The sequence below is a fragment of the Neisseria dentiae genome (genome assembly GCF_014055005.1).
Taxonomy (GTDB): Bacteria; Pseudomonadota; Gammaproteobacteria; order Burkholderiales; family Neisseriaceae; genus Neisseria; species Neisseria dentiae.
Genome location: NZ_CP059570.1, coordinates 1,579,062 through 1,596,610, shown reverse-complemented (window position 1 = coordinate 1,596,610; position 17,549 = coordinate 1,579,062). Strand labels below are relative to the sequence as shown.

14 protein-coding genes and 2 pseudogenes are annotated in these 17,549 nt (G+C 55.9%); 7 read left to right on the top strand and 9 right to left on the bottom strand.

The window, feature by feature from the left end:
• Positions 1-147: 147 nt before the first annotated feature.
• The 5 genes from H3L92_RS07560 to H3L92_RS07540 all read right to left on the bottom strand — a co-directional run bounded on the left by H3L92_RS07560 (position 148) and on the right by H3L92_RS07540 (position 3,430).
• Positions 148-576, bottom strand: a complete 429-nt coding sequence (locus H3L92_RS07560; protein ID WP_085366749.1) for a TOBE domain-containing protein — start codon at positions 574-576, stop codon at positions 148-150.
• A gap of 51 nt (positions 577-627) precedes the next feature.
• Positions 628-972 carry a 5-carboxymethyl-2-hydroxymuconate Delta-isomerase gene (locus H3L92_RS07555; protein WP_085366750.1) on the bottom strand — a complete coding sequence of 115 codons (345 nt, stop codon included), beginning with the start codon at positions 970-972 and terminating at the stop codon, positions 628-630.
• Between the two features lie 38 nt (positions 973-1,010).
• Positions 1,011-2,204, bottom strand: coding sequence for a chromate efflux transporter (gene chrA, locus H3L92_RS07550; protein ID WP_085366751.1), 1,194 nt, complete (start codon positions 2,202-2,204; stop codon positions 1,011-1,013).
• Positions 2,197-2,475, bottom strand: a complete 279-nt coding sequence (locus tag H3L92_RS07545; RefSeq protein ID WP_085366752.1) for a chorismate mutase — start codon at positions 2,473-2,475, stop codon at positions 2,197-2,199. Before H3L92_RS07545 ends, chrA begins: the two co-directional genes overlap by 8 nt.
• A 70-nt stretch (positions 2,476-2,545) precedes the next feature.
• Positions 2,546-3,430, bottom strand: coding sequence for an EamA family transporter (locus H3L92_RS07540; RefSeq protein WP_085366753.1), 885 nt, complete (start codon positions 3,428-3,430; stop codon positions 2,546-2,548).
• Positions 3,431-3,660: 230 nt separating this feature from the next.
• Here H3L92_RS07540 and H3L92_RS07535 point away from each other — a divergent pair, with 230 nt between their 5' ends.
• The 3 genes from H3L92_RS07535 (at position 3,661) to H3L92_RS07525 (ending at position 7,815) form a co-directional block, all read left to right on the top strand.
• Positions 3,661-5,835 (top strand): malate synthase G, encoded by a 2,175-nt coding sequence (locus H3L92_RS07535; RefSeq protein WP_085366754.1) that lies wholly within the window; start codon positions 3,661-3,663, stop codon positions 5,833-5,835.
• A 319-nt stretch (positions 5,836-6,154) separates the two neighbouring features.
• On the top strand, positions 6,155-6,838 hold the full coding sequence (gene radC, locus H3L92_RS07530; RefSeq protein ID WP_085366755.1) for a RadC family protein: 684 nt from the start codon (positions 6,155-6,157) through the stop codon (positions 6,836-6,838).
• A gap of 464 nt (positions 6,839-7,302) precedes the next feature.
• Positions 7,303-7,815, top strand: a complete 513-nt coding sequence (locus H3L92_RS07525) for an IS1595 family transposase (RefSeq protein WP_085366756.1) — start codon at positions 7,303-7,305, stop codon at positions 7,813-7,815.
• Here the strand turns inward: H3L92_RS07525 and H3L92_RS13515 are convergent.
• A pseudogene (locus H3L92_RS13515) lies at positions 7,739-8,628 on the bottom strand (integrase core domain-containing protein). The gene H3L92_RS07525 and the pseudogene H3L92_RS13515 overlap by 77 nt on opposite strands.
• 139 nt (positions 8,629-8,767) lie before the next feature.
• Here H3L92_RS13515 and H3L92_RS13605 point away from each other — a divergent pair.
• The 3 genes and pseudogenes from H3L92_RS13605 to aceF all read left to right on the top strand — a co-directional run.
• Positions 8,768-8,860, top strand: a pseudogene (locus H3L92_RS13605) (IS5/IS1182 family transposase); the annotation flags it as partial.
• Positions 8,861-9,351: 491 nt separating this feature from the next.
• Positions 9,352-12,021 carry a pyruvate dehydrogenase (acetyl-transferring), homodimeric type gene (gene aceE, locus H3L92_RS07515; RefSeq protein WP_085367191.1) on the top strand — a complete coding sequence of 890 codons (2,670 nt, stop codon included), beginning with the start codon at positions 9,352-9,354 and terminating at the stop codon, positions 12,019-12,021.
• 106 nt (positions 12,022-12,127) lie between these two features.
• A complete protein-coding gene (aceF, locus tag H3L92_RS07510; RefSeq protein WP_115336193.1) occupies positions 12,128-13,810 on the top strand; it encodes a dihydrolipoyllysine-residue acetyltransferase in 1,683 nt (560 codons plus the stop codon).
• A 5-nt stretch (positions 13,811-13,815) separates the two neighbouring features.
• On the opposite strand, the gene H3L92_RS13290 is transcribed toward aceF, so the two are convergent.
• Positions 13,816-13,950 (bottom strand): hypothetical protein, encoded by a 135-nt coding sequence (locus H3L92_RS13290; RefSeq protein ID WP_259345773.1) that lies wholly within the window; start codon positions 13,948-13,950, stop codon positions 13,816-13,818.
• 1 nt (position 13,951) lies between these two features.
• Between H3L92_RS13290 and lpdA the strand changes: the two genes are divergently transcribed.
• A complete protein-coding gene (gene lpdA, locus H3L92_RS07505) occupies positions 13,952-15,745 on the top strand; it encodes a dihydrolipoyl dehydrogenase (protein ID WP_085366499.1) in 1,794 nt (597 codons plus the stop codon).
• A 116-nt stretch (positions 15,746-15,861) separates the two neighbouring features.
• Here the strand turns inward: lpdA and H3L92_RS07500 are convergent, their stop codons facing one another.
• Together H3L92_RS07500 and tgt are read right to left on the bottom strand one after the other, a co-directional pair.
• The gene (locus tag H3L92_RS07500) at positions 15,862-16,170 is read right to left on the bottom strand and encodes a rhodanese-like domain-containing protein (protein ID WP_158088164.1); all 309 of its coding nucleotides are present in this window, start codon (positions 16,168-16,170) and stop codon (positions 15,862-15,864) included.
• A 185-nt stretch (positions 16,171-16,355) separates the two neighbouring features.
• Positions 16,356-17,471 carry a tRNA guanosine(34) transglycosylase Tgt gene (tgt, locus tag H3L92_RS07495; protein WP_085366502.1) on the bottom strand — a complete coding sequence of 372 codons (1,116 nt, stop codon included), beginning with the start codon at positions 17,469-17,471 and terminating at the stop codon, positions 16,356-16,358.
• Between the last annotated feature and the right edge of the window lie 78 nt (positions 17,472-17,549).

The window sequence follows — 17,549 nt, the reverse complement described above, 5'->3', positions numbered from 1 at the left end:
ATTCTTTAGCATATCGCCCAATTGCAAGTTTGAATGCAGTTATTTCATTTCGGAGTTTTTATTTGAATTCACTATAGAAGAAAAAGAGATACCCGGGTCAAGCCCGGGTATGACGGAATCGTTGCTAAGTAAGCAGTCTGACTATATTCAGGCCAATACGCCCAAAATCACGCTGCCGGCTTTGAATATCGCGGTTGCTTTTTGGCCGGGGCGCAGATCGAGCTGCTCGGTGCTCTGCATGGTGATGCCCGCCGTTATCAGCGTGCCGCCGCCCACGTCGAGCGTTACCACCGAGTTCACCGCGCCGCGTTCGATATCGCTGATGATGCCGTTTAACTGGTTGCGGGCGGAAAGTTTGATGTGGTCCAAACCGGTGGCGATAACGATGTGGGTGGATTTAATCAAGGCGATTACGGGGCTGCCTGCCGCCAGGCTCAGGTTGTCGCAGCTGCTGCGGGTGATGGCGGCCACCAGTTCCTGCCCGCCGGGCAGGGTGATGGTTACTTCGCTGTTTACCGTGTTTTGTTTGATGGCTTTAACGGTGCCGGCGAATTGGTTTCTTGCGCTGGTTTTCATTAACGGTTTCCTTTTTTCAGACGGCCTTTGCCGTTTGAAACGCATTTCAGGCTAGATTTTGATTTTGGCATAAGTGGTACGGACCATATCACGCGTATCAACGGTGATCTGTATGCCTGTTTCATTGCCCAAAGCCTGCCGCACGGCATCGCATAAGGCTTGGCCGAGCGCGTGTTTCACCGCTTCGCTGCGGCCGTCGAGCAGAAACAGGGTAAGGTGGACGAAGCCTTCGGCCGCCGAGCCGCCGGTGAGATAATCATCATATCGGCGGGCGCGCACTTTGATGTGGTCTTCTTCGAACTGGCCGCTGGCCAGCAGCACGCCGTGCAGGGTGTGTAAAAGGGGCTGCGCGGGCAGGTTGAGGTTGTTGCTGTATTCTACAATCAGGTGCGGCATGGCGGTTCCTTTCTCGAGGCCGTCTGAAAAACACGATTTTAAAGCAAAGCAAAAGCTGCGCCGAGTGCGGCCGCTGCCGACGCCAACAGCCAAGCGGGCACTCTGCCCGACATCAGTATGGCAAATGCCGTGATGGCAAATGCGGCATCAGACCATTGGTGCACGGCATCGGTAAACACAGGGCGGTATAAAGCCGCCAGCAGAATGCCGACCACTGCGGCATTAACGCCGGCCAACATGGCACGGGCGCGCGGGCGGCGGGCGATATCCGACCAAAACGGCAGCAGGCCGAACACCATCAAAAACGAAGGCAGAAACACGGCGGCAGTGGCAACAGCGCCCCACAACCAAGCCTGCTGAGGGTTTGCCGCCGCGCCGAGAAACGCCGCCAGCGTAAACAGCGGGCCGGGCACGGCCTGCGCCGCACCGTATCCGGCCAGAAAAGTGTGGTTGTCGAGCCAGAGCGGAACGGTTTGCGACTGCAACACGGGCAGCACCACATGGCCGCCGCCGAACACCAGCGCACCGGTGCGGTAGAGCGCGTCGGCCAGCGCGGCCAAGCCTGCGGGGCTGCCTGCCGCCAGCCACGGCAACACGGCAAACAGGGCGGCAAACAGCGCGATCCAAGCCAGGCCGGCCTTGCGTCCCGGTATGTTGGGCAGCGCATCGCGGTTTGCGGCAGCCGCATCTTTATCCATCCACACCGCACCGGCCGCCGCGGCCGCCAGCATCACCATGATTTGCGGGGCGATGCCGTGAAACAGCAGCGTAACCGCGCCAGCGGCAAACATCAGTATCCAGCCTGCCGCATAACGGCAAAACTGCCTGCCCATCTGCCACACCGCCTGCGCCACCACCGCCACCGCCGCAATTTTGAGGCCGTGCACCGCGCCGTTTAATACGCTGCCCTGCCATTGCGCCAAACCGAGCGCAAATAAAACCATCAGGCAGGCGGAAGGCAGGGTAAACCCCAACCATGCCGCCAGCGCACCGGCGTAACCGCCGCGCAGCAGGCCGACCGACAAACCGACCTGGCTGCTGGCCGGGCCGGGCATAAACTGGCATAAGGCGATTAAATCGGCGTATTGCTGCTCGGTGAGCCACTTGCGTTCGTTCACGAAGGCTTGGCGGAAGTAGCCCAAATGGGCGGCCGGCCCGCCGAACGAAGTGCAGCCGAGATAAAGAAAAACCAAAAACAGGCGCAGGTTGGCGCGCAGGGAAGTTTCAGGCATCGCGGTTGATTTCGGTTTCCAGACGGATAAAAGCCTCGATCATGGCGCGCCAAACGGCCTCGGCCACATCGGGCGACAAACCAGCCGCAGCGGCCTGCTCGCGGCGGGTGTGGATTACCTGCGCCACCCGTTCGGTCGCAGCCACGGCGCGGGCGTCGTTTTTCGGTTTCAGACGGCCTGCCTGCTCCACCAAAACCTGCCTGCGGGCGAGCAGGCCGATTAATTGGCGGTCGATGCCGTCGATGGCCAGGCGTACTTCGGTTAAATCCATATTTGCTTTCCTGTGCTGTTTATAGCGAAACAAAATAAAAGGGGGCAAGGCGGGCAACGCCGCATCATTTTTATTTTGTTTTGCTGTATTCGGGTATCAGCCGCCTGCCGAAGATATGCAGCAGCAGGCCGCAGACAACCGTTATGATACCCAACCAGTGCCAAATGCCCAAACGTTCGTCGAGCACCACATAGCCGGCCAACAGGGCAACCACGGGAACCAGCAGCGCAAACGGGGTGATTTTGCCCGCCGGATGCCGCGAGAGCAGCGCGCCCCAGCCGCTGTAACCGATCAGGCTGGCTGCGTAGGCCAGAAACAAAATACCGCTGATGCCTTGCCAGCTCAGGTTGGCAAGGTGTTGCCGCACACCGCCGAAGCCGTATAGTGCGAACGAAACCGCCGTAAAAGCGAGTAGCGCCGAAAAACTGCCCCAAATCACGAGCGACAAGGCGTTCACGTTTCCGATGCGTTTTACCACAATATTGCCGCAGGCCCACGAAGCCGCCGCACCGAACACCGGCAACAAAGCACTAAACGGCAGCGTGCCCTGATAATGGCCGATGCCGATCAGCGCCAAACCCGCCGCCGCCGTAAACATCCCCCACAAGTGGTTGGCCAACACCGGCTCGCGCAACAGCACGCCCGCAATCAGCACGGTGAAAAACACTTGGGTTTGCAGCATCAGCGCGGCCAGGCCGGTGGGCAGGCCCAAATCCAGCGCGGTAAACATCAGCCCGAACTGGCCGAAACTGATGGTTAGGCCGTATAAAGCGAGCAGATGCCACGGCACGGCAGGCCGTTTGAAAAACAACACCGCCGGAAAAATCACGCACAAAAAGCGCAGCATGCCCAAAACCATGGGCGGCACTTCGTTAAGGGCGATTCTCATAAACAGAAAGTTTACGCCCCAGATGGCGATAACCAGAAAAATCAGGCAGAAGTCTTTAGCGTTCATAAGCGTTGTGCGGCAAACGGGCGGATTTCCGTTTCAGACGGCCGGTGTAGGATATTGTATTGTAGTTTGATGAAACCGATTGTGTATAAAAAACTTTTTTCAGACGGCCTGTTACAGGTTAACGGTTTCAAACTATGGATTATTCCCGCGATTAATGGTATTTTCGCCTTAACTTTGCCGCAGCAGCCGCAGCAGAGCACAATGAGAAAAAAATTTTAGGAGAATCCAATATGGCATACAACTACACCCGCGCCGCCGGTTTGCAGGTAGACAACCATCTTCACCAGTTTGTAGAAGAAGTGCTGGCCAAGCATCCGAATGTGGAATCAGCCGCATTCTGGCAGGGTCTTACCGATTTGGTGCGGCAATTCGCCCCGCGCAACCGCGCCCTTTTGGAAAAGCGCGACCGCATTCAGGCCGAAATCGACGCTTGGCACAAACAAAACCCCGGTGCCGTGAAAGACGAAGCGGCCTACCGGGCATTTTTGAAAGGCTTGGGTTATCTGGTTGACGCGCCCGCAGAATTCAAAATCGCCACCGCCAATGTCGACCGCGAGCTTTCCGAACAGGCCGGGCCGCAGCTGGTGGTGCCGATTAACAACGCCCGCTACGCACTCAACGCCGCCAACGCCCGCTGGGGCAGCCTTTACGACGCGCTTTACGGCACCGACGCCATCGATCAGAGCGGCGATTTGGCGCCCGGCAAAGGCTACAACCCCAAACGCGGCGATGCCGTGATTGCGTTTGCCCGCGAATTTCTCGACAGCAGCATTCCGCTGGCGCAAGGCAGCCATAAAGACGTTGCGGCCTACACCGTTTCGGAAGGCCGTCTGAAAGCCAAATTAAACAACGGCAGCGAGAGCGGTTTGGCCTCGCCCGAACTCTTCGCAGGCTACAACGGCAGCGCCGATGCACCTTCTTCGCTGCTGTTTCTGCACAACGGCCTGCACATCGACATTCTCATCGACAAAAACAGCCCCATCGGCAGCCAAGACCCCGCCGGCGTGAAAGACATCGTGCTCGAAGCGGCCTTGAGCACCATCATGGACTGCGAAGACTCGGTGGCTGCGGTTGACGGCGAAGACAAAGCGCTGGTGTATGCCAACTGGCTCGGCCTGATGACCGGTACGCTCACCGAAGAAGTGGAAAAAGGCGGCAAAACCTTCACCCGCAGCCTCAATGCCGACCGCGCCTACACCAAGCCCGACGGCAGCGGCAGCTTCAAACTGCCCGGCCGCTCGCTTTTGTTTATCCGCAACGTCGGCCATCTGATGACCACTCCCGCCGTACTCGATGAAGAAGGCAACGAAATCCCCGAAGGCATACTCGATGGCGTGATGACCGCCCTGATCGCCCCTTTCGACCTGAACCGCAGCGAAAACAAAAACAGCCGCTCCGGCTCGGTGTATATCGTGAAGCCGAAAATGCACGGCCCCGAAGAAGTGGCGTTTGCCAACGAATTGTTCGCGGCCTTTGAAGATTTGACCAAACTGCCGCGCAACACCCTGAAAATGGGCATTATGGACGAAGAACGCCGCACCTCCGCCAACCTTGCCGCCTGCATTCAGGCCGCCAAAGAGCGCGTGGTGTTCATCAACACGGGTTTCCTCGACCGCACCGGCGACGAAATGCACACCTCCATGCAGGGCGGCGCATTTATCCGCAAAGGCGATATGAAGTCGAGCAAATGGATTAACGCCTACGAATTAAACAACGTTCAAACCGGCCTGCAATGCGGCCTGCCGGGCAAAGCGCAAATCGGCAAAGGCATGTGGGCGATGCCCGATTTGATGGCCGAAATGCTCAAACAGAAAATTGGCCACCCCAAATCCGGCGCCACCACCGCTTGGGTGCCGTCGCCCACCGCCGCCACCCTGCACGCCCTGCATTACCATCAGGTGAACGTGTTCGACGTGCAGAAAACGCTGCTCGCGCAACCGCCGCAAAACCATACCGACGATTTGCTCACCATTCCGTTTGCCGCAGAACGCAACTGGTCTGCCGCCGACATCCAGCAGGAACTCGACAATAACTGCCAGGGCATACTCGGTTATGTGGTGCGCTGGGTGGAGCAGGGTGTGGGCTGCTCGAAAGTGCCCGACATCCACAACGTCGGACTGATGGAAGACCGCGCCACCCTGCGCATTTCCAGCCAGCACATCGCCAACTGGCTGCTGCACGGCGTGGTGAGCGAAGCGCAGGTGCGCGAAACGCTGGAGCGCATGGCCGGCGTGGTGGACAAGCAAAACGAAGGCGACGCCGCCTACACGCCGATGGTCGGCCGTTTCGCCACCTCGCCCGCTTTCCTCGCCGCCTGCGATTTGGTGTTTAAAGGCACAGAACAGCCCAACGGCTACACCGAGCCGCTGCTGCACCACTGGCGCCGCGTAGCCAAAGCAGGCTGAGCCGTTTAACGGTTTTGATATAGCCGGCAGGCCGTCTGAATGCTTTTTCAGACGGCCTGAGACCTTTGCAAAATTCAAATTGCTATCTAAAAAATCTGAACTCCGTCATTCCCGCGTAGGCGGGAATCCAGACGCTTGGCATTCAAGTATTTGTTTAATCAATGCTTCAATATTTCCATCTGGATTCCCGCCTACGCGGGAATGACGGTATTTAAGCATTTCAGACGGCCTTAAGGGTATTTTTGCAAAGGTCTCGGCCTGTTTCTTTTTCAAGAAGGCAATGCTATGATATTCAAATAATAATATAAGAGATAATAACATGAGTATCAAACAATGGCCTGAAGGGGAAAGGCCGCGTGAAAAACTGCTGGCGCGCGGCGCGGGGGCATTAAGCGATGCCGAGCTGCTCGCCGTTTTATTGCGGGTGGGCACGCGCGGCATGAGCGCGGTGGATTTGGCCCGCCATCTGCTCAACGAGTTCGGCAGTTTGGGGAAGTTGCTGAGTGCCGATGCCAAAACCCTGTCGGCACATAAAGGCATGGGTTTGGCGGGCTACACACAGTTTGCGGTGGTGCGCGAAATCGGCCGGCGCGTGTTGGGCGAAGAGTTGCAGGAAAACACCGTTTTCAACCGCCCGCAAGACGTAGCCGACCTGCTGCGCCTGCATCTGGGGCACGAGCGGGTGGAAGTGAGCGTGGCGCTGCTGCTTAACCGCCGCAACCAACTGATTGCCCTGCACGAACTGTCGCGCGGCACGGTGGCGGAAAACACGGTGTATGTGCGCGAAATCGTGAAGCTCTCGCTCGAACATTACGCCGCCGCCGTGATTATCGCCCACAACCATCCCGGCGGTTCGCCCGAGCCTTCGCAGGCCGACGTCGCCTTCACACGCCGCCTGGCACAGGCATTGGATCTGGTGGACGTGGTTTTGCTCGACCATTTCATTGTTACGGCACGGCAGGCGGTGTCGCTGCATGAGCGCGGTTTGATGGGTGGTAAATGAGACAGTATCTATAAGTAAATATTAAGTCCGGTGGTTAGTGGGGGCTTGTTAAAACATTATTAGGCCGTCTGAAGACCTTGAATTATCTAATAAATTTCAGACGCTGTAGTAAATCACTTCAAATGGCCTGAATCTATTTGATGTTGGAAATAGCCGCGTTGTTTACACAACGGGGTGGGGGAAAATGGGTTTACAACACCTCGAAAGGTATCCTCTTTACAGACTGCCATACGATTTGAGCGTGTTGTAATAATTAACAAGGGGCTTAGGAAGCAAAATTCATTTTAAAGGGTCTTCCCGCAACATTTTCAATAGCACTTTATACAAATCGGGACCTTTGCGAAATACCGGTTACCCCATACAAACGGTTACTTGATTGTTCAGGTAACCGTTTGTATGGGGTAACCGGTATTTCGCAAAGGTCTCAGCCTGTACCTGAAGTTGCGCCGGCGCTTAGCTGGCGAATGCGAACAGCACACGCCTTTCTACGGCATCGTAGAATTGGACGAATCCTATTTCGGTGCAAAGCACACCCGAGTAAACGCGGGTGTGGAGCGGGTGGTAAAACCATCGCTTTCGGTATCCTCAAACGAGGTGACAAGGTTTATACCGAAATCGTTCCCGATGCTTCCAAAGCAATGCTGCAAAAGGTTATCAGAGGCCGTATCACGGTCGAGAGTGTGATTCAATACCGATGGCTGGCGGGGCTATCATGGATTGGTCGACATGGGTTTGCGAAATATTTCAGAGTGCATCACGGCGACAATGAGTTTGTTCGAGGTATGCAACATATCAACGGTATCGAATCCTTTTGGAGCTATGCCAAGTATCGCTTGGTACAGTTTAACGGAGTGTCGAAGCATACCTTTTACCTGCATTTAAAAGAAACCGAGTTTCGCTTCAACCGCCGACATGATGATCTGTATAAATCACTATTGAAAATGTTGAGAGAAGGCTTTTTAAAATGTAGGAAATGATCGGGTTGTTTACACAACAGGTTGGGAATGAAGCCTGTAAAACCTCAAAAGGGGGGTCGCCTTTCAGGCTCTTGTGGGGCTTGACGGTGTTATAAAAGTTAACAAAACGACATAACTCTTTTTGCCGGAGCGCCGAATCCTTAAACGGATGCTTGTCATGCCACATTTCCATTAAGGTACGGATAACCCGCTCGGCTTTACCATTGGTTTGCGGCCGGGCAACACGGGTGAATTTTTGGCTTATGTTGTTTTGCACACAGGCAATGCCAAACGGGTGCTCCGCATTGCCACGATTTCCACACCGTTGTCGGAATAGGCGCATTCGATGGTATAGGGACAACAATCTATCACATCGCGCAAAAGAAATTTGGCTGCGCTGGCTGCTGTACGGTCCGGCAATATTGCAGCATACAGCTCGCGGGAAAAATCATCAATGGCAACAAACAGATAATCCCGAGGGTCGGTTGCTTTTTGGTTTTGTAGCAAAGGCAGCCGTTTGGTATCGAAATGAACCATTTCGCCGGGATAGGATTGGTTGTAACGCTTTGCCTGTTTTTTGAGTTTCTCTTCGATTTCCCGCTCAACTTTAGCCAGGCGTTTCATGCCGTATTTGGCTTGTTTAAAGCGGTTGTTGGTGCTTTTTTGCGGGGTGAGCAGCCGCAACCGGGCTGCTTTGAGTATGCGGTAAATCGTTACTCTGCTGACACGGTATTGTTGTGCCAACGAAGTTACACTGATTTTGTCTTGTGTATAAGCGCGCCAAATGGCCTGGCGGTTATGCGGGGTTAGCCGGGTATTTTTATGGATGTTCATGCAGTATTGTCTTTCAAATACTGTAAACAACGCTAGCTTTTCCTACACCTAATAATACTAATGCGATTAGGAGTTTGGTGGTTTCTTTGGGAATGGGAGCCGTTATCCTGTCAAAGACTAACTGTGAGGAACAGCTGCTTTTGACCGCTATCTGTACCGTTACCGACATTTGGTAGAAAACCGCTTTTTGAATTTCAAACGTTGGCGGTGCATTACCACGAGGTATGCGAAGAGATTGGCTTCATTGGTTGCGGTAATAGAAATCCGGATTATTGCGATGTGGTTGAAAATATTGTGACTACACTATCTAAGTTGACTCAACGTTTTTTTACACAGCAAAAATATTCGTTTTGGTTCATTTATTGATTGAAAAAGAAAATAAACCGGCGGTTTTGAATCTGAATTTTTCTATAAAGAACAAAACAGGCGCAAATTATGCGCGGAAGTGTTGCAGGCAGATTCAGGGCAATTTGCCAGCGGCACGGTTTGCTGATAGGATTTTGCATTAAGCAATGGATATTGCGGCGCAGTCCGAATGCCGCCCGAATATGGGCGGTTTGCCGCTAAAGTGTTAATATATTAATGACTTAGGCCGGCGGCGTGCAGGCGTTGCAGGTTACCCGCGTGTTTGCTCTGTTCAACCGCAAATACAGGGTTTTCATAAACGAAAACGGAAAGGCCGTCTGAAAAGGCCTGTTCTTACACTCAACAGAAGGGATAAATATGTCCACCCAAATTCAAGATGTTGACCCGATTGAAACCCAGGAATGGCTGGATGCGTTAAGCTCGGTGCTGGAAAGCGAGGGCGAAGAGCGCGCGCATTTCCTGCTGGAGCAGCTGGTCAAATACACCCGCCGCCGCAGCGTGCATATGCCGTTCGACGCCACCACCGCTTATTTGAACACCATTCCCGTGGGAAAAGAGCAGAAGTCGCCGGGCAATCACGAGCTGGAGCACCGCATCCGCTCGATTATCCGCTGGAATGCAGCGGCAATGGTGCTGCGGGCGGGTAAAAAGGATTTGGAATTGGGCGGCCACATCGCTTCGTTCCAGTCTGCCGCCACTTTGTATGACGTGGGTTTCAACCACTTCTGGCGCGCCAAGGGCGAGGGCGAAGAGGGCGATATGGTGTTTATCCAAGGCCACTCGGCGCCTGGTATTTATGCCCGCGCTTTTGTGGAAGGCCGTTTGACCGAAGAGCAGCTCGATAATTTCCGCCAAGAAGTCGAAGGTAAGGGCTTGTCTTCTTACCCCCACCCGCACCTGATGCCCGATTTCTGGCAGTTTCCCACCGTTTCTATGGGCTTGGGCCCGCTGATGGCGATTTATCAGGCGCGTTTCCTGAAATACCTCGAATCGCGTGGTTTGGCCAAAACCAAAGGCCGTAAAGTTTGGTGTTTCTGCGGCGACGGCGAAATGGACGAGCCGGAAAGCCAGGGCGCGATTTCCCTTGCCGCCCGCGAAGGCTTGGACAACCTGATTTTCGTGATCAACTGCAACCTGCAACGTCTTGACGGCCCGGTTCGCGGCAACGGCAAAATCATTCAGGAGCTGGAAGGCAACTTCCGCGGCGCAGGTTGGAACGTATTGAAAGTGATTTGGGGCGGCCGTTGGGACAACCTGTTGGCGGCCGACACCACCAACGCCCTGAAGCAGCGCATGAACGAAGTGGTCGACGGCGACTACCAAACCTATAAATCGAAAGACGGCGCCTATGTGCGCGAACATTTCTTCAATACGCCCGAATTGAAGGCCATGGTCGCCAGCATGACCGATGCCGAAATTTTCGCGCTCAACCGCGGCGGCCACGACCCGCACAAAGTGTATGCGGCTTATTATGAAGCGGTAAACAACCCGCAAGGCCGCCCGACCCTGATTTTGGCGAAAACCATCAAAGGCTACGGCATGGGCGCATCGGGCGAAGGCCAGAACATCGCCCACCAAGCCAAGAAAATGGACGTGGAATCGCTGAAAAAATTCCGCACCCGTTTCGGCATTCCCGTAACCGACGAACAAATCGACAGCGGCAACCCGCCTTATTACCGCTTCCCCGAAGACAGCGAAGAAATGCGCTACCTGCGCGAACGCCGCAAGGCTTTGGGCGGTTATCTGCCGCAGCGCAACCCCAACACCGAAGCCATTCCCGTGCCGACCTTGGAAGCGTTCGATGCGCAGCTGCAATCGAGCGGCGAGCGCGAATTCTCCACCACCATGGCGTTTGTACGCATTCTTTCCACCCTGTTGAAAGACAAACAAATCGGCAAACGCATCGTGCCCATCGTGCCCGACGAGAGCCGTACTTTCGGCATGGAAGGCCTGTTCCGCCAATACGGCATCTGGAACCCCAAAGGCCAGCAATACACCCCGCAGGATAAAGACCAGCTGATGTTCTACAAAGAATCGGTCGACGGCCAGGTTTTGCAGGAAGGCATCAACGAGCCGGGCGCGATGGCCGACTGGATTGCCGCCGCAACCAGCTACGCCAACAACCGTTTCCCCATGATTCCGTTCTACATCTACTACTCGATGTTCGGCTTCCAACGCGTGGGCGATCTGGCTTGGGCAGCGGGCGACATGCACGCGCGCGGTTTCTTGGTGGGCGGTACCGCAGGCCGCACCACGCTCAACGGCGAAGGCTTGCAGCACGAAGACGGCCACAGCCACATTCAGGCCGACCTGATTCCCAACTGCCTCTCTTACGACCCCACTTTCCAATACGAGCTGGCGGTGATTATTTCAGACGGCCTGCGCCGCATGTATGTGGAGCAGGAAGACGTGTTCTATTACTTGACCGTAATGAACGAAAACTATGCCCACCCGGCCATGCCGCAGCGTAAAGGCATCGAAGAAGAAATCATAAAAGGCATGTATCTGTTCCGCGAGGGCGGCAAAGGCGGCAAGAAAGTACAGCTGATGGGTTCGGGCGTGATTCTGAACGAAGTAATCAAGGCTGCCGATATGCTCAAAGCCGATTTCGGTGTGGAAGCCGATATTTGGTCTTGCCCGTCGTTCAACCTGCTGCACCGCGACGCCATCGAAGTAGAGCGCTACAACCGCCTGCACCCACTGGAAGAAAACAAAGTGCCTTTCGTAACCAGCCAACTGCAAGGCCGCGAAGGCCCGGTGATTGCTTCTACCGACTATATCCGCAGCTTTGCCGACCGTATCCGCGCCTATATCCCCAACGATTACCACGTTTTGGGCACCGACGGTTTCGGCCGCAGCGACAGCCGCGCCAACCTGCGCGACTTCTTCGAGGTCGACAGCCGCCACGTTGCCGTAGCCGCCCTGAGCGCGCTGGCCGACCAAGGTAAAGTTGAAAAAGCCGTGGTGCAGCAAGCCATTGAAAAATACGGCATTAAAACCGACACCGCACCGAGCTGGAAACGCTGATGCCGCTTTTCAGACGGCCTGTTGTTAAGGCCGTCTGAAAAACAGGCAGACATTTGAAACATTCAAGCCGCAGCGATCAAACTGCGGTTGATAAAGGAATATCACGATGAGTCAGATCGTAGAAATCAAAGTACCCGACATCGGCGGCCACAGCGATGTGGACGTGATTGCCGTTGAAGTGAAAGCGGGCGACACCATCGCCGTCGACGACACGCTGATCACGCTGGAAACCGACAAGGCCACCATGGACGTGCCGGCCGATGCCGCAGGCGTGGTGAAAGAAGTGAAAGTGAAAGTGGGCGACAAAGTGTCGGAAGGCAGCGTTATCGTGCTGGTGGAAGCCGCCGGTGCCGCAGCCGCACCCGCTCCGGCAGAAAAAGCGCCTGAGGCTGCCCCCGCCGCAGCCGCTGCCCCCGCAGCCGCCCAAACGGCCGCTCCCGCCCCTGCCGCACAAGCAGGCGGCGCAACCGTTAAAGTGGAAGTGCCCGACATCGGCGGCCACGATAATGTGGACGTGATTGCCGTGGAAGTGAAAGTGGGCGATACCGTAGCCACCGACGACACGCTGATTACATTGGAAACCGACAAGGCCACCATGGACGTGCCCAGCACCGCCGCCGGCGTAGTAAAAGCCGTTTATGTGAAAGTGGGCGACAAAGTTTCGCAAGGCACGCAGATTATCGAAGTAGAAACCGCCGGCCAAGCCGCAGCCGCCCCCGCGCCTGCCGCTCCCGCCGCAGAAGCGCCTAAAGCCGCGCCCGCTCCGCAGGCACCTGCCGCAGCGAAACCCGCAGCCGCCCCCGCCGCATCTGCCGCGCCCGTGGCCGCATTCGGCAACACGCCGATTAACGAAGCCGCGTTCGCCAAGGCGCATGCCGGCCCTTCCGCACGCAAACTGGCGCGCGAACTGGGCGTGGATTTGGGCTTGGTAAAAGGCAGCGGCGAAAAAGGCCGTATCGTCGGCGACGACATCAAAGCCTTTGTAAAAGCAGCCATGCAGGGAGGGGCAGGCAAAGCCGCGCCCGTTGCGGCTAGCGCACCGTCGCTCGGCGGCGGCCTCGACCTGTTGCCGTGGCCGAAAATCGATTTCAGCAAATTCGGCGAAATCGAAACCGTGCCGCTGTCGCGCATCAAGAAAATTTCCGGCCAGAATCTTTCGCGCAACTGGGTGATGATTCCCCACGTTACCGTGAACGACGAAGCCGACATGACCGATTTGGAAACCTTCCGCCAGCAGCTCAACAAAGAGTGGGAGCGCGAAGGCCTGAAACTGTCGCCGCTGGCATTTGTGATCAAAGCATCGGTGGTGGCGCTCAAAGCCTTCCCCGAGTTCAATTCTTCGCTCGACGGCGATAATCTGGTGCTGAAAAAGTTCTACAACATCGGTTTCGCCGCCGACACCCCCAACGGTTTGGTGGTGCCGGTGATTAAAGACGCCGATAAGAAAGGCCTGAAAGAAATTTCGCAAGAGCTGACCGAATTGAGCAAAAAAGCCCGCGAAGGCAAGCTCAAGCCCAACGAAATGCAAGGCGCAACCTTTACCATTTCTAGCTTGGGCGGCATCGGCGGCACCAGCTTCACCCCGATTGTGAACGCTCCCGAAGTGGCCATTTTGGGCGTGTGCAAATCGCAGATGAAACCCGTTTGGAACGGCAAAGAATTCCAGCCGCGCTTAATGTGCCCGCTGAGCCTGTCGTTCGACCACCGCGTAATCGACGGTGCGGCCGGTATGCGCTTTACCGTGTATATCGCCAACCTGCTGAAAGATTTCCGCCGCGTGGCGCTGTAAGGTTTTCAGACGGCCTTCAGATATTCGAGGCCGTCTGAAAAGAAACATTCAAAGGCCGCAGCAGGCGCCATGCCTGGTCTGCCGCATGATTTTTCAGACGGCCTGCCTTGAATCAGGCCGTTTTTGAAAGAAAGGTTCAAAATGAGCTTAATCGAATTAAAAGTGCCCGATATCGGCGGCCACGAAAACGTGGACATCATCGCCGTAGAAATCAAAGCGGGCGACACCGTGGCGGTTGAAGACACGCTGGTTACGCTGGAAACCGACAAAGCCACCATGGATGTGCCGGCCGAAGCCGCCGGCGTGGTGAAAGAAGTGAAAGTGAAAGTGGGCGACAAAATTTCGGAAGGCGGCGTGATTGCGGTGATTGAAGCTGCCGCAACAGAAGCGCCCAAAGCCGAACCCAAGGCCGATGCGCCGAAAGCCGAAGCAGCACCCGCACAACAGGAAGCATCTCCTAAAGCCGCTGCGCCGCAGGCCGCGCCATTCAGCGGCAAGGCAGATGCCGAATACGACGTTGTGGTGCTGGGCGGCGGCCCCGGCGGTTATTCCGCCGCGTTTGCCGCAGCCGACGAAGGCTTGAAGGTCGCCATCGTCGAGCGTTACGCCACCTTGGGCGGCGTGTGCCTGAACGTGGGCTGCATCCCCTCCAAAGCCCTGCTGCACAACGCCAACGTAATCGACGAAGTGCGCCATCTGGCCGCCAACGGCATCAAATATCCCGAACCCGAGCTGGATATCGATATGCTGCGCACCTACAAAGAAAAAGTGATCGGCAAACTCACCGGCGGTTTGGCCGGCATGGCGAAAATGCGCAAAGTCGACGTGATTCGCGGCAACGGCAAATTCGTCGGCCCCAACCACATGGAAGTGGCGCTGACCACCGGCAGCGGCAAAGACGAAACCGGCGAAAAACAAACCGTTGCGTTTAAAAACGCCATCATCGCCGCCGGCAGCCGCGTGGTGAACCTGCCGTTTATTCCCGAAGACCCGCGCATCATCGACTCAACCGGCGCACTCGCCCTCAAATCGGTGCCGGGCAAAATGCTGATTATCGGCGGCGGCATCATCGGCCTCGAAATGGGTACAGTGTACAGCACGCTGGGCACGCGCCTCGACGTGGTCGAAATGATGGACGGCTTGATGCAGGGCGCCGACCGCGACTTGGTGAAAGTGTGGCAGAAGCAGAACGAATACCGCTTCGGCAACATTATGGTCAACACCAAAACCGTGGCGGTGGAGCCGAAAGAAGACGGCGTTTACGTTACCTTCGAAGGCGCCAACGCCCCCAAAGAGCCGCAACGCTACGACGTGGTGTTGGTGGCAGCAGGCCGTGCGCCCAACGGCAAATTAATCGGTGCCGAAAACGCCGGCGTGGCCGTTACCGAGCGCGGCTTCATCGAAGTGGACAAACAGATGCGTACCAACGTGCCGCACATCTACGCCATCGGCGACATCGTCGGCCAGCCCATGCTGGCGCATAAAGCCGTGCACGAAGGCCACGTTGCCGCCGAAAACTGCGCCGGCCACAAAGCCTATTTCGACGCCCGCGTGATTCCCGGCGTGGCCTACACCGCTCCCGAAGTTGCGTGGGTGGGCGTAACCGAAACCGCCGCCAAAGAGCAGGGCATCAAAATCACCAAAGCCAACTTCCCGTGGGCAGCTTCCGGCCGCGCCATCGCCAACGGCTGCGACCAGGGTTTTACCAAGCTGATTTTCGACGCCGAAACCGGCCGCATCATCGGCGGCGGCATCGTCGGCCCCAATGGCGGCGACATGATCGGCGAAATTTGTCTGGCCATCGAAATGGGCTGCGATGCAACCGATATCGGCAAAACCATCCACCCGCATCCGACCTTGGGCGAAACCATCGGTCTTGCCGCCGAAGTGGCGCTGGGCGTGTGCACCGATTTGCCGCCGCAACGTAAGAAATAAAGCGGTTGCTGCTGTTGTGTTAACAGGCCGTCTGAAAGTTTTCAGACGGCCTGTCGTTATTGGAAAAGGCCGGATTGTTTGTTACGCCAAAATAAACGGTACGGTGTCGGCCTGCCTTATTTCGGTTTCCGGATTGAGGCGGCTGTTTTGGGGTGCTTTTGAAGAAATATACGGGCATCTTCCAAACCGCCCAAGTTTTTCACATCGGTATAGCCCATCGAAAGCAGCGTTTGGCGCGCACTTTCGGCGCGGTTGCCGCTGCGGCAATAGATATAAACCGTTTCCGCTTTATCGAGGGCAGCGGCGGAAATGCTGTTTTTCACCGTATCTACGGGCATAAGAACCGCATTTTTGATATGGGATCGGGCGTATTCTTCGGGCGAGCGCACGTCGATAAGTACGTCGGCAAAGGCTGCCTGCATCATTGCCATACCTATAGTGGATTAAAATAAGAATGCCGAAGTAGGGTAAAACGATTCTTTAGCATATCGCCCAATTGCAAGTTTGAATGCAGTTATTTCATTTCGGAGTTTTTATTTGAATTCACTATAAAATAAACGGAAGCAATTTGGTTTGCATCGGATTTTCTCTGTTTGAAGCCGGTAGATTTTCAATCCGTGCCGCGCGCGCGGTTTTCGTGGAACTGCGCCTGCCAATCGGCAAACCTGCCCTGTTCGATGGCTTCGCGCATTTCTGCCATGATCACCTGATAAAAATGCAGGTTGTGGATGGTGTTCAGTTGCGCGCCGAGGATTTCGCCGGCTTTGTGCAGATGATAAAGATAGGCGCGGCTGAAGTTTTTGCAGGCGTAGCAAGTGCAGGTTTCATCGAGCGGGCGCGTGTCGTGTTTGTGTTTGGCGTTTTTGATCTTGATGTCGCCGAAGCGGGTGAACAGCCAGCCGTTGCGGGCGTTGCGGGTGGGCATCACGCAGTCGAACATATCCACGCCGTGCGCCACGCCGTACACCAAATCTTCGGGCGTGCCCACGCCCATCAGGTAATGCGGTTTGTGCGCGGGCAGCATCGGGCCGACGGCGCGCAGCATACGGTACATTTCGGGCTTGGGTTCGCCCACGGAAAGGCCGCCGATGGCCAGCCCGGGAAAGTCGAACTGCTCCAACCCGCGCAGCGATTCTTCGCGCAGGTCTTCATACATCGCGCCTTGCACGATGCCGAAGAGGGCATTGGGGTTGTTCAAATCTTCAAACGCTTTTTTGCTGCGCTCCGCCCAGCGCAGGCTCATTTGCAGCGATTTTTTCGCCTGCTCGTGCGAGGCTTCGCCGGGCGTGCATTCATCGAGCTGCATCACGATGTCGGAATTGAGTACGGTTTGGATTTTCATCGAGATTTCGGGCGATAGAAACAGTTTGTCGCCGTTAATCGGGCTTTTGAAGGTGCAGCCCTCTTCGGTGAGTTTGCGCATATCGGAGAGCGAAAACACTTGGAAGCCGCCCGAATCGGTAAGAATCGGTTTGTCCCAGCCGATGAATTGGTGCAGGCCGCCGAATTGTTCGATCACTTCCAGTCCGGGGCGCAGCCATAAATGGTAGGTGTTGCCGAGGATAATCTGCGCGTTGATGTCGTGCAGGTTTTGCGGCGTCATCGCTTTGACCGAGCCGTAGGTGCCGACGGGCATGAATACGGGGGTTTCGATGGTGCCGTGGTTGAGTTCGAGCGTGCCGCGGCGGGCGTGGCCGTCGGTTGTGTGGAGCGTGAATTTGAGCATGGCAAAGCGGAAAAAATATAGTCAGGCCGCGATTATATAGCCTATCGCTTGGTGCGGTAAGGCCGTCTGAAACATTTC

Coding starts and splice junctions, on each gene's coding strand:
- aceF (WP_115336193.1), top strand. CDS start 12,128: ATGAGTCAGATCGTAGAAATCAAAGTACCCGACATCGGCGGCCACAGC.
- aceE (WP_085367191.1), top strand. CDS start 9,352: ATGTCCACCCAAATTCAAGATGTTGACCCGATTGAAACCCAGGAATGG.
- H3L92_RS07560 (WP_085366749.1), bottom strand. CDS start 576: ATGAAAACCAGCGCAAGAAACCAATTCGCCGGCACCGTTAAAGCCATC.
- H3L92_RS07555 (WP_085366750.1), bottom strand. CDS start 972: ATGCCGCACCTGATTGTAGAATACAGCAACAACCTCAACCTGCCCGCG.
- radC (WP_085366755.1), top strand. CDS start 6,155: ATGAGTATCAAACAATGGCCTGAAGGGGAAAGGCCGCGTGAAAAACTG.
- H3L92_RS07525 (WP_085366756.1), top strand. CDS start 7,303: ATGCGAACAGCACACGCCTTTCTACGGCATCGTAGAATTGGACGAATC.
- H3L92_RS07535 (WP_085366754.1), top strand. CDS start 3,661: ATGGCATACAACTACACCCGCGCCGCCGGTTTGCAGGTAGACAACCAT.
- H3L92_RS07500 (WP_158088164.1), bottom strand. CDS start 16,170: ATGATGCAGGCAGCCTTTGCCGACGTACTTATCGACGTGCGCTCGCCC.
- H3L92_RS07545 (WP_085366752.1), bottom strand. CDS start 2,475: ATGGATTTAACCGAAGTACGCCTGGCCATCGACGGCATCGACCGCCAA.
- tgt (WP_085366502.1), bottom strand. CDS start 17,471: ATGCTCAAATTCACGCTCCACACAACCGACGGCCACGCCCGCCGCGGC.
- H3L92_RS07540 (WP_085366753.1), bottom strand. CDS start 3,430: ATGAACGCTAAAGACTTCTGCCTGATTTTTCTGGTTATCGCCATCTGG.
- lpdA (WP_085366499.1), top strand. CDS start 13,952: ATGAGCTTAATCGAATTAAAAGTGCCCGATATCGGCGGCCACGAAAAC.
- chrA (WP_085366751.1), bottom strand. CDS start 2,204: ATGCCTGAAACTTCCCTGCGCGCCAACCTGCGCCTGTTTTTGGTTTTT.